Below are 14,005 nucleotides of genomic sequence, written 5' to 3' on the forward strand. Positions count from 1 at the left end.
TATGGTTTACTTTCGGAACCATTTGACCTGCCGGGCAAAATGATGTCAATAGTAAAGTGATTTAAAATTGGAACCATAGGGATGTCGACTCGCGAACGATCCGCTTGCCCGATCAACCTGTCGCTGGAACTGCTCGGCGATCGCTGGACGCTGCTCATCATCCGCGACCTGATCTTCGCCGGCAAAAAGCATTTTCGCGAGTTCCTGCAATCCGATGAAGGCATTTCCTCGCGCACGCTGGCCGAGCGGCTGCAGGCACTGCAGGACGAAGGCATCCTTACCCGCAGCGACGACCCGAGCCACGGATTGAAGGCAATCTACCGGCTGACCGAGGCCGGTATCGACCTCTTGCCGGTGCTTGCCACGCTCGGCGCCTGGGGCAGCAAGCATCGCAAGGCCGATGACAAGCTGGCCCGTATCGCCGAGGAACTGGCTGCCGGCGGCGAGCCGGCGCTGGAACGGATGAAGGTGGCACTGCGGGCAGAGCATATGGTGTAGGCGGGAGCGCTGTTCTAAGGGCGAAGCAGCTTCCTTGAAAGTCGGCGCCGCGGGTCGCCGGCGGAGCCGCCGCCCTTTCTCCCCGTCACTATACGGGGAGAAATGCCCGGCAGGGCAATGAGGGCAGCACTGCCGCCTGGGTAGCCAGTCGAAGCATTTGAACTAGGTCACACTCCCCAACGAGATGCCTCCACAACCTGCCTCCCGATTGACATTGGTCCGCTTTTGTTCTCTATATGTTCCGGTCTATCAGCAATCGCGGATGAGCGGAACAGGATGGAAACGACGGCCACCATCCTGCATGCCGATCTCGACGCCTTCTATGCCTCGGTCGAGCAGTTGCTCGACCCCACGCTGCGCGGCAAGCCGATCGCTGTCGGCGGCGGCGTGGTGCTCGCCGCCTCCTATGAGGCGCGCGCCTTCGGCGTGCGCGGCGGCATGCCGGGGCGCAAGGCGCGCGAGCTTTGCCCGCAATTGATCTTCGTCGGCGGCAATTTCAGCCACTACCAACGGCTGGGCGACGCGGCGATCAAGGTGCTCGACGATTTCACGCCGGTGGTCGAGCGCATCTCCATCGACGAGGCCTTTGCCGATGTCGCCGGCTGCACGCATCTGTTCGGCTCGCCGCGAGAGATCGCCATGGCGATCCGCCGCCGTGTGCGGGCAGAACTCGGCCTGCCGATCTCGATCGGCGTGGCGCGCACCAAGCACTTGGCCAAGATCGCCTCGCAGGTCGCCAAGCCCGACGGGCTGGTGGTGGTCGACCCCGGTACCGAGCTTGCCTTCCTGCACGATTTGCCGGTCTCGCTGATGTGGGGCGTCGGGCCGGCAACCAGGGCGCGGCTGGCCGAGATCGGCGTCGAGACCATCGGCGAACTGGCCCGCACCCACAGCGGCGCGCTGACGCGGCTGCTCGGCCCGGCCGCCGGCGACAAGCTCGCGGCCCTGGCGTGGAACCGCGACCCGCGCAAGCTGGAGACGAAGCGCCGGGCGCATTCGGCCGGCGCGCAATCGGCGCTTGGGCAAAAGCCGGCCGTGGCGCGGGTGATCGTGCCGACACTGCTGCATCTGGCCGACCGCGTCGCCAGTCGGCTGCGCGCCAAGAACCGTCCCGGCCGCACGGTGACGGTGCGCGTGCGCTTCGCCGATCTCAGCGCCGTCACCCGCTCGATCACGCTGGACCAGCCGATTTCGGCGACCGTGATGCTGGCCGAGATCGCCGGCGACCTGGTGCGCGGCGTGCTCGCCGAGCATCCACTGGAGAAAACCATCTCGCTGCTGGCGATCTCGGTCTCGCATCTGGAAGAGAGCGCCGAGTTGCAGCTCGACCTGCCGCTCGGCCTTGCCGACGAAAAGCGCCGCCCCGGCAGCCGAAAGGGCCTCGCCCGTTTCGGCGCCGACCGCGCCGTCGACAAGATCCGCGAGCGCTTCGGCAAACAGGCTGTCGGCTACGGCACGGTGGCGTTGGAGGCGGCCCGTTCGGTGCCGGACGAATTCAGGGAGTTGGCGGAAAAGGAACTGTGAGCGGAGAAGCCCTCCCGTCGCTCACGCCTTGCGGATCAACGTGCCGAACCAGGCGGCGCCGCGGTCACGGCCGACAGCAGCTCGCGCTTCACCAGCACCGGCTTTTGATAGGTCTTCCTCACGGCAATTCCCCCACACCCAGGCGTCTGGCGGCAACTAGCATCCGGCAGGCACCGCTTGTCAAGAAGAGGCGAAATTGGCTAGCGGGGCAGTTTGCAGATCGCGAAAATGGTTGCAATGATCGAAGCGAAGGGAGCGGCGGCGCCGACTGTCGAGATCTAATAAAAGAGGGTTGCAGTGTGACCATCCTTGACAAGGCAAAGCAATGGGCAAGGGCCATCAAGCGCGATGTGGTCGCCTTGTGGCTGGCCGCCCGCGATCCCCGCGTTCCCTGGTACGCCAAGGTTGCCGCCGGCGTGGTCGCCGCCTACGCGCTCAGTCCTATCGATCTGATACCCGATTTCATTCCCGTCCTCGGATATTTGGACGATCTGATCATCGTACCGCTCGGCATCCTGCTTGCGGTGAAGTTGATCCCCGCCGCTTTGATGGCTGAGTTTCGCGCGGAAGCCATTCGCCGATCCAGGCCGGCCAGCCGCGGCGGTCTCGCATTCATCGTTGGAATTTGGGTTCTGATGGCCGCCGCGCTCATCTGGTTGTTCTGGCCAGATCGCTCGGCCTAGATTTCAGGCCCGGCGTTTCTCATTGCCCCGGCAGCCCCACGTCAAAGCCGCGCGGTGCCGAAAATCCGATCCCAGAAAATCGACGTCACGCCGAAATTGGCGTTCTCGTCGACATGGTGATGCACCGCGTGGCGGCGCTTCAGCATATAGAGATAGCTCGGATGGGTCGGATGCCAATGATGGATCATGTGGTGGACGCTGATGTACCAGAGGTAGCCCAGCATCAGACCGCAGCTCACCGCGCTGGCGGTCGCGAAATCCGAGACCATCCAGACAGGCAGGAACGCCACCAGCGCATGAACGCCGAGGCTGAGCCAGGTGGGCGTGCCCACCGGGCTGCGCTCCTCGATATGGTGACGGTCGTGCAGGTCCCGGATCCAGGGAACGTGGTGCAGCACGAAGCGATGCAGGACGTATTCGATCAGCGTCCACAGGCCAAGGCAGGTCAGCGCCGTGCCGATCCAGTCCGGCGCGCCTTCCTCTCCGGCCTCGATCAGCCCGGCCACGCCCAATACGGCGATCACCAGCGGATAGACCACGAAGTCGCTATAGTAGCCGATCAGACCCAGCTGCATTCGGACGAATCACCTGACTTTCGACGCCGCCCCAAAAGCGATGCTATCAGATTGCCGGACTCGCGCATGAGGTGCAATCCGGATGCGCCTGACATAGCGTCGCAATTTCCCGGTGCAAGATCGGCAGACTTCGCACCAGTGCCGCAAACGGACATGCAAACATGGCAAAACGCAGCGCCGGCCTGCTGATCTATCGCCGCAGCGGTGGTGACATCGAGGTGCTGCTGGTCCATCCCGGCGGCCCGTTCTGGGCGAAGAAGGACGATGGCGCCTGGTCGATCCCGAAGGGCCTCGTCGACCAGGGCGAGGACGAGCTGGCGGCGGCACGACGCGAGACCGGGGAAGAGCTCGGCATGAAGGTCGAAGGCGCCTTCGCGCGCCTTGGCGACTACCGGCAACCGGGCGGCAAGATCGTCTCGGCCTGGTCCGTCGAGGCCGACATCGACGTCACCGCCATCAGCAGCAACACCTTCACCATGGAATGGCCGCCGCGATCCGGATCGATGAAGGAATTCCCGGAGGTCGACAGAGCCGGCTGGTTCACATTGGCCGAGGCCGAGGTGAAGATTTTGCAGGGCCAGCGCCCGATGCTGTCGGATCTGGCGGAGCAACTGGGCGTGGCATGATCGCCGACGGCAAAGCTGCCAATCTCCCCCCAAGAGGGGGAGATTGCCGGCAGGCCAGAGGGGGCGCTGTCCCGCCAACGTCTCGGTCAATCAGGTATGTCCGTCGGAGGCTTGCGTGAAAGAGGATCATACCGATAGGCAGTGATCCTTGGCGCCCCCCTCTGCCCTGCCGGGCATCTCCCCACGAGGGGGAGATTGGCTGTCATCCCCCAAACCGCGCCGCCGTCCACGCCCCGCTGGCCGCGTTCGACTCCACGGCGGCGGCGACGAACTTCACGCCGCGCGCGCCGTCGACCACGTCGGGCACCTGTGCCGCGCGGGCAGGATCGACCACGCCCCCCGAACGGTGGGCGCGGATGATGTCGGCGGCGTCGCGGTAGAAATTGGCGAAGGCCTCGATATAGCCCTCCGGATGCGCCGCCGGCATGCGCGAGACGCGCCGGGCTTCAGCCGTCGAGCCATGGCCGCCGCGCACCAGCGTGCGGGTTTCCTCGCCATGGACGGAAAAGCGCAGTTCCTCCGGCCGCGTGCCCGACCATTCGAGTCCAGCACTGTCGCCATAGATGCGCACGGAGAGGTCGTTGTAGTGGCCGGGCGACGTCTGGCTGGCCAGGATCGTGCCGCGCGCGCCGTCGGTCCAGCGCACCAGCACATGCGCATTGTCGTCGAGCCGGCGCCCCGGCACGGCGGTGAACAGGTCCGCCGAGACCGAGTCGGCCTCGCGGCCGGAGATGAAGCTTGCCAGGTTGAAGGCGTGCACGCCGATATCGGCCAGCACCGCCGACTGCCCTGCCCTCGCCGGATCGGTGCGCCATTCCGCCTGCTTCTGGCCGTCGGCATCGATCGGCTTGGTCAGCCAGTCCTGGATATAGGCGCCATGCACAGACACGATCCGGCCGAGCTCGCCCGCCATCACCATCTCGCGCGCCTGGCGCACCATGGCGTAGCCGGTGTTGTTGAGGGTGACGACGAAGCGCCGCTTTTTCGCGCGCGCCAGCGCCACCAGCGCTCGCGCGTCATCAAGCGTCGTCGACAGCGGCTTGTCGCAGATCACGTCGATTCCGGCTTCGAGAAAGGCGGTGGCGATCGGCGCGTGCAGATGGTTGGGCGTGACGATGACGACCGCCTCGATGCCATCCGGCCGCGCGGCCTCCGCCTTGGCCATGGCGCGATAATCGGCATAGCTGCGATCCGGCGCGATGCCGATTTCGGCGGCCGAGGCGGCGGCATTGTCCGGATCGGACGACAGCGCGCCGGCGACCAGCGCGATCTGGTCGTCAAGCCGCATGGCCAGCCGATGCACCGCGCCGATGAAGGCGTTGCGGCCGCCGCCGACCATGCCCACCCTCAAGCGCGTGCCCGCCGACCCGTCCGATGTTGCGTAGACCATGTTTCCTCCTCCACCTATCACTTCGTCATCCTGGGGCGGAGCAAGGAGCGCAGCGACGCGGCGCAGACCCCAGGATCCATGCCGTGGCTTCAAGGCGTTGCGACGGTGCAGAATCTTCTGATTCCGCCGCGTTCCTCGGCAACTGTCACGGCATGGATCCCTTGGGCCGCGGAGCAGCTCCAGGGGTCTCCGCGACGGAGCTTCGCTCCTGCTTCGCCCTGGGATGACGACGTTGGAAGGACTTACCGAGCCCCCCTACCACCCTCGAACAGGATTTCCAATTTCCATATTGTAAAACGATCGTATCGCGCTAGCCTGAATTCATGAGCGGGGCGAGAAAACCATCCGGACGATCCAGTGCCGACGAGGCGGCAACGCGCAAGCGCGGGCGTTCGCTGGCGGCCCTTGGCTATATACAGCCGCAGACCTACGAAGAGCTGCGCGCGGTGCTGTCGTCCGGCACGGTGCATTTTCCGAAGCGCCTGCGCCAGGTGGCGATCTTCCTGTGGCAGCATCCGAGCGAGGTCGCGCTCGGCACCATCGCCCAAGTGGCGGCACAGGCCGGCGTGCAGCCCTCGACGCTGGTGCGCTTCGCGCAGATCTTCGGCTATTCCGGCTTTTCCGATTTCCAGGGCCTGTTCAAGGACCACGTCAAGGGATCCTGGCCGGAAGGCCGTGGCGAGCAGCGCGCTGAGGCCGAGCCTAACGCCGCCATGCATTTCCTGCGCGGCATGGTCGGCGCCTCGCAGGCCTCGCTCGGCCGCATCGAAAGCGGCTTCGATGTCGAAAGCTTCGAGAAGATGTTGGCGACGCTGGCCGACGCCGACCTGATCTACGTCATCGGCTCCAAGCGCGCCTTCCCGGTCACCACCTATCTGTCGCTGACGCTTTCGCAGCAAGGCGTGCGCAACGTGCTGGTCGACAATGTCGGCTCGACCGCGCTCGACCAGGTCGGCTGTATCGGCAGGCAGGATGCGGTGCTGGCGGTATCCTTCAGCCCCTACAATTCGATCACGCCCGACCTCGTCGCGGTGGCGCACGAACGCGGCGCCCGCATCGTCACCATCACCGACAGCACCTTCTCGCCGCTGATCCGGCTCTCGGACAGCTGGCTGGAGGTGGTGGAATCCGACTTCGCCGGTTTCCGCTCGCTGGCCGCGTCGCTCGCCGTCGGCATGGCGCTGGTCCAAGGCGTCGCGGCAAAGCGCGGCAAGTGAATATTGGAGGTTTTGATGGAGAGTTTCGACTTGTGGCGGCGACCATAAATTATCGACGCCCGCGCCGCCCCTCATCGCCCTGCCGGGCACTTCTCCCCGTATAGTGACGGGAGAAGGGGCTGGCCTCAGCGCTGGCACCCCCTTTGCAACATTGGTGATTGGCGAAATCGGTGACGACAGCGCCCTCTCCCCGTCACTATACGGGGAGAGGATGCCGGCAGGCAGGTGAGGGGCGGCGCGGACTTTAGCGATGTCATCTGATGAACCGCCACTGGCACAATTGACTACCGGGAATTATCGTTCCATATTTTGAAAAATAGAAACTTTGTTCCGGGAAGAGGAATGGAGATCAGGCTCGAAGGCAAGGTGATATTGGTCACCGGGTCGACGCAAGGCATCGGCCGTGCCATCGCCGAGACCCTGGCGCGCTCCGGCGCGGCCGGGCTGCTGGTCACCGGCCGCGAGAAGACGCGTGGCGATGCGGTCGCGGCGGAGCTTTCGCGGCTGGGCACGCCGACACTCTTCGTCGCCGCGGACCTCGGAGACCCGGAAACTCCGGCCCTTTTGGCGCAGGCCTGCATCGAGCGCTTCGGTCGCATCGACGGCCTGGTCAACGCCGCCGGCCTCACCGACCGCGCGTCCTTCCTCGACGCCAGCCCCGAAGACTGGGCGGCGCTGTTCGCCGTCAATGCGCGCGCGCCGTTCTTCCTGATGCAGGCGGCGATTGCCGACATGCGGAAACGCGGCCAGGGGGGCGCGATCGTCAACATCCTGTCGATCAACGCCCATTGCGGCTCGCCGGAGCTTGCCGTCTATTCCGCCACCAAGGGCGCGCTGGCGACGCTCACCAAGAACGCCGCCAACGCCCACCGCTTCGACCGCATCCGCGTCAACGGCATCAATGTCGGCTGGACCGACACGCCGGCCGAGCGTGTGATGCAGGCGCAGACGCTCGGTCATGGCCCGGGCTGGCTTGACGCCGCCAACGCCGCCCAGCCCTTTGGCCGGCTGCTCAGGCCGGACGATATCGCCAACCTCGCCGTCTTCCTGCTTTCCGACGCGGCCGGGCCGATGACCGGGGCGGTGATCGACCAGGAGCAGTCGGTGATCGGGGCGAACCGGTGAACGCCATCGAAACGCTTGGGCCTGGCCTGCTGGAGCGGCTTCCCGCCGCCGTGCAAAAGCCGACCTACAACCGCGCATCGCTGTCACCCGGCATGGCCCATCTCGGCGTCGGTGCCTTCCACCGCTGCCACCAGGCCGAATACACCGACGACCTGCTCTCGCTGAAGTTCGACCGCTGGGGCATTGTCGGCATCAATATCCGCCCGCCCGCGCTCGCCGACACCCTTGGCCGGCAAGGCGGCCTCTACACAAGGCTGATCCGCGAGAACGACCATGTCGAGGCGCGCGTCATCGGCAGCATCGCGAAGGTGGTCGACAGCCAGGACAGCGCCGCACCGGCGCTCGCGGTGCTCGCCTCGCCCGACATCGAACTGGTGACGATGACGGTGACGGAAAAAGGCTATTGCCATATCCCGTCGACCGGCGCGCTCGATCTCGGCCATCCCGACATCGTCCATGATCTCGCCAATCCGGAAGCGCCGCGCAGCCTGCCCGGCATCCTGGCGCTGGCGCTGGAGCAGCGCAGGGCCACGCATGGCCGCAAGCTGACACTGCTCTCCTGCGACAACATTCCGACCAACGGCGTCATCCTGGAAAATGTCGTGCGGAGCTTTGCCGAACGGCGTGGCAATGGGCTTGCCGACTGGATTGCGGCCAATGCCGCCTTCCCCTCCGCCATGGTCGACCGCATCGCGCCGGCTGTGTCGCCGGATGATCTCGACAGCGTCGAACAATGGTTCGGCTATCGCGATGGGGCCGTTGCGGTGGGCGAGCCGTTCCGGCAGTGGGTGATCGAGCAGAAATTCGCCGGCCGCATGCCGCGCTGGGACCTGGCCGGCGCGACCTTCGTCGACGATGTCACGCCGTTCGAGCATCTCAAGATGCGGGTGCTGAACGGGGCGCAAACGACGCTCGCCACGCTCGGCGTGCTGGCGGGGCTCGAACACACATTCGATGCCATCGCCGACCCGCTGCTGTCGGTCTTCGTCAAGCGCATGCTGGTCGAGGAGACGCTGCCGACACTGACGCCGGTGCCCGGCATGGAGCCGAATGCCTATATCGAGCAGAGCCTCGGCCGGCTGAAGAACACAGCGATCCGCCATCGCAACCACCAGATCGCCACCGACGGCTCGCAGAAGATCGTCCAGCGCCTGCTCAACCCGATCCGCGACCGGCTGAACCAAGGCGCCGGCATCGGCCTGCTGTCGGTGCCGGTCGCCGGTTGGATGGCCTATCTCATCCTGGCCTCGGCGCGCTTCGGCAAACGCTGGCCGGTGTCGGATCCCTATGCCGGCAGGTTCGCCGCGATCGCCGACGAAACCGGACGCGACGCGCCGGCGCTGGCTTCCGCCATCCTGACCATCGACACGATTTTCGACCCCGACCTTGCCGCCGACGAGGCGTTTCGCAAGACGGTGACTTCAGCGCTGGGCGAACTGCTTTCGGACGATCCGATGGCGGCCGTTCGACACAGTCTGGAGCAAGACGGGGTCGCGAGGTTGAAACGATCCAAACTATCGGCATTATAAACATCGATCGCGGGTTCGCGGTCAGGGGAGGCATGATGAAACTTGGACTGCTCACCGCACCATTCGCGGAGACTCCGCTCGGCGAGGTCGCCGGCTGGGCAAGCTCCGTCGGCTTCGAGGCCTTGGAAATCGCCTGCTGGCCGAAAACCTCCGGCGCCACCCGCCGCTATGCTGGCACCAGCCATATCGACGCCGCCGGCACCTCGGCCTCGCAGGCGAAAGAGATTGCCGCTTCGCTGGCGGAAAAGAACATGTCCATCTCCGGCCTCGGCTACTACCCCAACCCGCTGCATCCCGATCCCGCCCACCGCGAGGCGGTCATCGGCCATCTGAAGAAGGTGATCGTGCTGGCCGCCAATATGGGCGTGCCGGTCGTCAACACCTTCTGCGGCGGCGATGCCTCCAAAACCGTCGACGTCAACTGGCAGGATGCGCTGAAAGTCTGGCCCGGGATCGTCGCCCATGCACGCGACCACGGGGTGAAGCTTGCCTTCGAGAACTGCCCGATGATCTTCAGCTATGACGAATGGCCGGGCGGGCACAACATCGCCTATTCGCCGCAAGTCTGGCGCCGCATCCTGGAGAGCTGGGGCGGCGATGTCGGCATGAATTTCGACCCCTCGCACCTGGTCTGGCAGATGATCGACCAGGCCCGCTTCATCAGGGAATTCGGCCCCTACATGCTGCATGTCCACGCCAAGGACCTGATGATTGATCATGATGGTTTGTACGAGCGCGGAATCCTTTCGGCCGGGATAGGCTGGCAGGTGCCGCGCATGCCGGGGCTGGGCGATGTCGACTGGAGCGGTTTCTTCTCCGGCCTCTACCGCGCCGGCTATGACGGCTCGGTCATCATCGAGCATGAGGACAGGCGATTTGAAGGCAGCGACGAGCAGGTGAAGCGAGGTTTCCTGCTCGCCCGCGACGTGCTGCGTCCCTTCGTCAAATGACGGCAAGGCGAGCCACTTGACTCCGTTTGTGAGTGGCACGGCTTAACGGGTTGGAACTGAACTGAAAAACAATGTGGAGGAAGACTGAAATGAAGACATATCTGACCATGGTTCCGCTGCTTGCCAGCGCCGCCCTGCTGGCCTCGGTTGCGATCTCGTCCGCCGCCGGCAAATACACGATCGGCATCTCCAACACCGTGCAGGGCAATGGCTGGCGCGAGGAGATGGTGTGCGCCATGAAGGCGCAGGCGCTCGCCTCGGGCGAAGTGACCAAGCTCAACATCGCCCACCGCAACACCGATGCCGCCGGCCAGTTGGAAGACATCCGCAACCTGATCAGCGCCAAGGTCGACGCCATCGTCGTCAACCCCGCCGATCCGGCCGGCATCAAGGCGGGTCTTGAAGAAGCGACCAAGGCCGGCATCGTCGTCGTCGCCGTCGACCAGGCCGTGACCGAGCCATCGGCCTACATCATTTCCAACAACCAGGAGCAGTATGCCTATCTCGGCGCCAAATGGCTGTTCGGCCAGATGGGCGGCAAGGGCGAGGTGTTCTACATGCGCGGTGCCGCCGGCGCCTCGGCCGACTCCGATCGCGACAAAGGCTTCAAGAAGGCGCTGGCCGAATTCCCCGACGTCAAGGTCGCGCAGGAAGTCTTCACCGGCTGGCAGCAGGACCAGGCGAAGCAGCAGATGCTGTCGTTCCTCGCCACCGGCACGCCAATCAACGGCATCTGGACCTCCGGCATCGACAACGTCATCGTCGACGCGCTGGTCGAATCGCAGGCGCCGCTGGTGCCGGTGGTCGGCGCCGACAATGCCGGCTTCGTCGGCCAGTTGAGCTCGGTCAAGGGCCTCGTCGGTGCCGCCGTCACCAACCCCGGCTCGATCGGCGGTGCCGGCGTGACGCTGGCCCTGCAGATCCTCGACGGCAAGAAGCCGGCCCAGCAGACCGTGCTGGTCGACCCGCAGCTCTGGGACAACGCCACCGACGAAGGCAAGGCCAAGCTGAAGGCCGCCGCCGACCCGTCGCTGAGCCCCGAATGGCCGGTCTCGATCTCGATCCCGGACTGGACGACCTACACCAAGGAGCAGATCGTGGCCTGCAAGGGGCCGGGGGAGTAAGGCTGAGGTTTGCCAACGGACCATCCGTCGGCGCTGCCCCTCACTGTCCTGCCGGACATCTCTCCCCGTAAACGGGGAGAGAGAAGCTGGCCGCAATGCCGGCGACAAGCCCCCCTCTCCCCGTCTCTATACGGGGAGAGGATGCCGGCAGGCAGGTGAGGGGCGGCGCCGACATTTCTAATTATTCGACCTCATAAATCGAGAACCAATCAATTTGACCACCAGCCCCCTCCTCGACGCCACGGGCGTCGCCAAGAACTACGGCGCGGTTGCGGCCCTGCGCAATGCGTCGCTGTCCGTCCTGCCGGGCGAGGTGCATGCGTTGATGGGGGCCAACGGCGCCGGCAAGTCGACGCTGGTGAAGATCCTGACCGGCGCCATTTCAGCCAATGCCGGGCGCATCCTGATCCGGGGCGAGGCGCGCGACATACGCTCGCCGGCAGCCGCGCGCCGCGCCGGGCTGTTGCCGGTCTACCAGGAGCCGTCGCTGATCCCCGATCTCGACGTGCTGTCCAATCTGCGGCTCACCGGAACGCCGGTCGAGCCGTTCCGCGCCTGGGTGCGCGAACTCGGCATCGCCGACCTCGACCTGCGCGACAGCGCGCGCGACATTCCATTGGCCGTGCTGCGCGTGCTTGATCTGGCCCGGGCGCTCGCCGTTGAACCCGACGTGCTGCTGCTCGACGAGATGACCGCGGCGCTGCCCGCCAACCTTGCCGAAAAGGTGCTGGAAGTGGTCCGCCGCCAGGGCGACGCCGGCCGCGCGGTGATCTTCATCTCCCATCGCTTCGTCGAAATCGCCGCCCTTTGCGACCGCGCCACCGTGTTGCGCGACGGCGAGACCGTCGGCGTCGTCGACATCGTGCCGGGCGTCGAGGAAAAGATCGTCGAGCTGATGCTGGGCACCCGCATCGAAAAGGCCAAGGTCGCCGCCCGAAGCGTCAGCGAGAAGGCGGCATCCGCCCCTGCCCGACCGCGCATCACCGTGAAAAACCTGCGCGTCGGCATCAAGCTCGGCGATGTCTCCTTCGATCTCGCCGATGGCGAAGTGGCCGGCGTCGTCGCGCTCGAAGGCCAGGGCCAGGACGAGCTGTTCGCCGCCCTTGCCGGCTCGATCCGGCCGTCCGGCGGCACGATCGAGGTCGACGGCCAGGCAGTAAAATTCTCACACCCGATCGACGCCATCCGCGCCGGCATTGCCTATGTGCCCGGCGACCGTTCCGAGGCGCTCGCCATGCAGCGCTCGGTGCGTGAGAACATTGCGCTTCCTTTCAGTGCCGCCCTGCGCAACTGGGGCCCCATTCATATGCGCAAGGAGCGCGCCACCGTGCAGAGCGCTATCCAGCGCCTGCAGATCGACACCCGCGCCCAGGGCGAGGTGCAGCGCCTGTCCGGCGGCAACCAGCAGAAGGTGACCATCGCGCGCTGGATCGCGGCGGACGCCCGCACCATCCTGTGCTTCGATCCGACACGCGGCATCGATGTCGGCACCAAGCAGGAGATCTATAAATTGCTGCGCGAACTCGCCGGCCACGGCAAGTCGGTGCTGTTCTACACCTCGGAACTCGAGGAGGTGCAGCGCGTCTGCGACCGCGTCATCGTCATCTTCGGCGGCCGTCTCGTTGACATCTTTCCGGTCGAGGAAGCGGACGAACCGGCGTTGATGCGGGCCGCCTACGGCCTGCCGCGCGGCGCCAAGGCCGATATCGGCATCCTGGCCGATCCCCAGTCCCCGTCTTCGGGGACGATATCATGAACCATTTCCTGCGCCGCCAGGGCTGGGTGTCAGGCCTGTTCGCCTTGCTGATCATTCTGTTCATCGTCACAAAACTGATCCAGCCCGGTTATGGCAGCGGCGATTTCGGCTCGCTGGCGCGGGCGGTACTGCCTTACGCCTTTGCCGTCGCTGCCCAGACCGTCGTCGTCATCGCCGGCGGCATCGACCTCTCGGTCGCCGCCATGATGGCGCTGACCAGCGTCACCGCCGCCTCGATGATGGCGGGGGCCAGCGAGGAATACGCGCTGTTCGTCGTGCCCTTCGTGCTCGCCATGGGTTTTGTGCTGGGCGCCCTCAACGGCCTGCTCATCGTCGTCACCCGCGTGCCCGACATCGTCGTTACGCTCGCCATGCTGTTCGTGCTGCAAGGGGCGGCCCTGCTGGTGCTCGGCGCACCGGGCGGCGCCGCGGCAGAATGGCTGAAGGCGATGATCTCGGGCACCGTGCCGATACCGGGCCTGCCCGACGCCATCGACGCCTGGCTGCCCAAGGCGCTGCTGGTGCTGATCGTCTGCCTCTGCGTGATCTGGGTCCCGCTCCGGCGCTCGCGCCTCGGCCTTTCCATCTACGCCATCGGCTCGAGCGAGCTGGCGGCGTTCCGCAGCGGCGTGCCTGTCGCCCGCACGCGCATCATCGCCTACGCGCTGTCCGGGCTGTTCGCGGCCATGGGCGGGCTGGCGCTGACCATGAGCACCGGCATCGGCGCTCCCATTCCCGGCCCCTATCTGCTCGCCAGCGTCGCCGCCGTGGTGCTGGGCGGCGTCGCGCTCGGCGGCGGCAAGGGCGGCCTGCTCGGCCCCATCGTCGCCGTCTTCGTGCTGCGCCTGGTGCGCACGGACCTGACGCTGCTCGCCATCGACCCCAACGTCACCGCCATCATCGAAGGCCTGATCATGGTCGCCGTGGTGATGTTCGGCGCGTTTATCACGATGCGGGGGCGGCAATGATGGGAGAGAGAAATATAGAGCGTAGCGCTCTACGGCGCCC

General features: G+C 65.8%; 13 protein-coding genes. 11 read left to right on the forward strand and 2 right to left on the reverse strand.

The window, feature by feature from the left end:
- Positions 1–81 precede the first annotated feature (81 nt).
- The 3 genes from EN851_RS30435 to EN851_RS30445 all read left to right on the forward strand — a co-directional run bounded on the left by EN851_RS30435 (position 82) and on the right by EN851_RS30445 (position 2,705).
- Positions 82–498: a helix-turn-helix domain-containing protein gene (locus EN851_RS30435; RefSeq protein WP_135930659.1), complete on the forward strand. Its 417-nt coding sequence runs from the start codon at positions 82–84 to the stop codon at positions 496–498.
- 276 nt (positions 499–774) lie between these two features.
- The gene (gene dinB, locus EN851_RS30440; protein WP_135916760.1) at positions 775–2,022 is read left to right on the forward strand and encodes a DNA polymerase IV; all 1,248 of its coding nucleotides are present in this window, start codon (positions 775–777) and stop codon (positions 2,020–2,022) included.
- A gap of 299 nt (positions 2,023–2,321) precedes the next feature.
- Entirely contained in the window at positions 2,322–2,705 is a 384-nt protein-coding gene (locus tag EN851_RS30445; RefSeq protein WP_135916808.1) for a YkvA family protein, read from the forward strand.
- A gap of 41 nt (positions 2,706–2,746) precedes the next feature.
- On the opposite strand, the gene EN851_RS30450 is transcribed toward EN851_RS30445, so the two are convergent.
- The gene (locus tag EN851_RS30450) at positions 2,747–3,280 is read right to left on the reverse strand and encodes a sterol desaturase family protein (RefSeq protein ID WP_135930660.1); all 534 of its coding nucleotides are present in this window, start codon (positions 3,278–3,280) and stop codon (positions 2,747–2,749) included.
- A 161-nt stretch (positions 3,281–3,441) separates the two neighbouring features.
- Between EN851_RS30450 and EN851_RS30455 the strand changes: the two genes are divergently transcribed.
- Positions 3,442–3,906, forward strand: a complete 465-nt coding sequence (locus tag EN851_RS30455; protein WP_135930661.1) for an NUDIX domain-containing protein — start codon at positions 3,442–3,444, stop codon at positions 3,904–3,906.
- A 202-nt stretch (positions 3,907–4,108) separates the two neighbouring features.
- Here the strand turns inward: EN851_RS30455 and EN851_RS30460 are convergent, their stop codons facing one another.
- A complete protein-coding gene (locus EN851_RS30460; protein WP_135930662.1) occupies positions 4,109–5,296 on the reverse strand; it encodes a Gfo/Idh/MocA family oxidoreductase in 1,188 nt (395 codons plus the stop codon).
- A 323-nt stretch (positions 5,297–5,619) separates the two neighbouring features.
- Here EN851_RS30460 and EN851_RS30465 point away from each other — a divergent pair, with 323 nt between their 5' ends.
- From EN851_RS30465 to EN851_RS30500, 7 genes are all read left to right on the forward strand, one after another.
- On the forward strand, positions 5,620–6,513 hold the full coding sequence (locus EN851_RS30465) for a MurR/RpiR family transcriptional regulator (RefSeq protein ID WP_135930663.1): 894 nt from the start codon (positions 5,620–5,622) through the stop codon (positions 6,511–6,513).
- Between the two features lie 342 nt (positions 6,514–6,855).
- Entirely contained in the window at positions 6,856–7,638 is a 783-nt protein-coding gene (locus EN851_RS30475; protein ID WP_127870347.1) for an SDR family oxidoreductase, read from the forward strand.
- Entirely contained in the window at positions 7,635–9,167 is a 1,533-nt protein-coding gene (locus EN851_RS30480; protein ID WP_135930664.1) for a mannitol dehydrogenase family protein, read from the forward strand. The genes EN851_RS30475 and EN851_RS30480 overlap by 4 nt, the downstream gene beginning before the upstream one ends.
- A 35-nt stretch (positions 9,168–9,202) precedes the next feature.
- Complete coding sequence (locus EN851_RS30485) at positions 9,203–10,117, forward strand: sugar phosphate isomerase/epimerase (protein ID WP_135919387.1); 915 nt, start codon at positions 9,203–9,205, stop codon at positions 10,115–10,117.
- An 89-nt stretch (positions 10,118–10,206) separates the two neighbouring features.
- Entirely contained in the window at positions 10,207–11,241 is a 1,035-nt protein-coding gene (locus tag EN851_RS30490; protein ID WP_127870344.1) for an ABC transporter substrate-binding protein, read from the forward strand.
- A 214-nt stretch (positions 11,242–11,455) separates the two neighbouring features.
- Complete coding sequence (locus tag EN851_RS30495) at positions 11,456–12,997, forward strand: sugar ABC transporter ATP-binding protein (RefSeq protein ID WP_135930665.1); 1,542 nt, start codon at positions 11,456–11,458, stop codon at positions 12,995–12,997.
- On the forward strand, positions 12,994–13,965 hold the full coding sequence (locus EN851_RS30500; protein WP_127280750.1) for an ABC transporter permease: 972 nt from the start codon (positions 12,994–12,996) through the stop codon (positions 13,963–13,965). Before EN851_RS30495 ends, EN851_RS30500 begins: the two co-directional genes overlap by 4 nt.
- Positions 13,966–14,005 lie beyond the last annotated feature (40 nt).

Source organism: Mesorhizobium sp. M8A.F.Ca.ET.208.01.1.1, from assembly GCF_004791315.1.
In the GTDB taxonomy this organism is placed as follows: Bacteria; Pseudomonadota; Alphaproteobacteria; order Rhizobiales; family Rhizobiaceae; genus Mesorhizobium.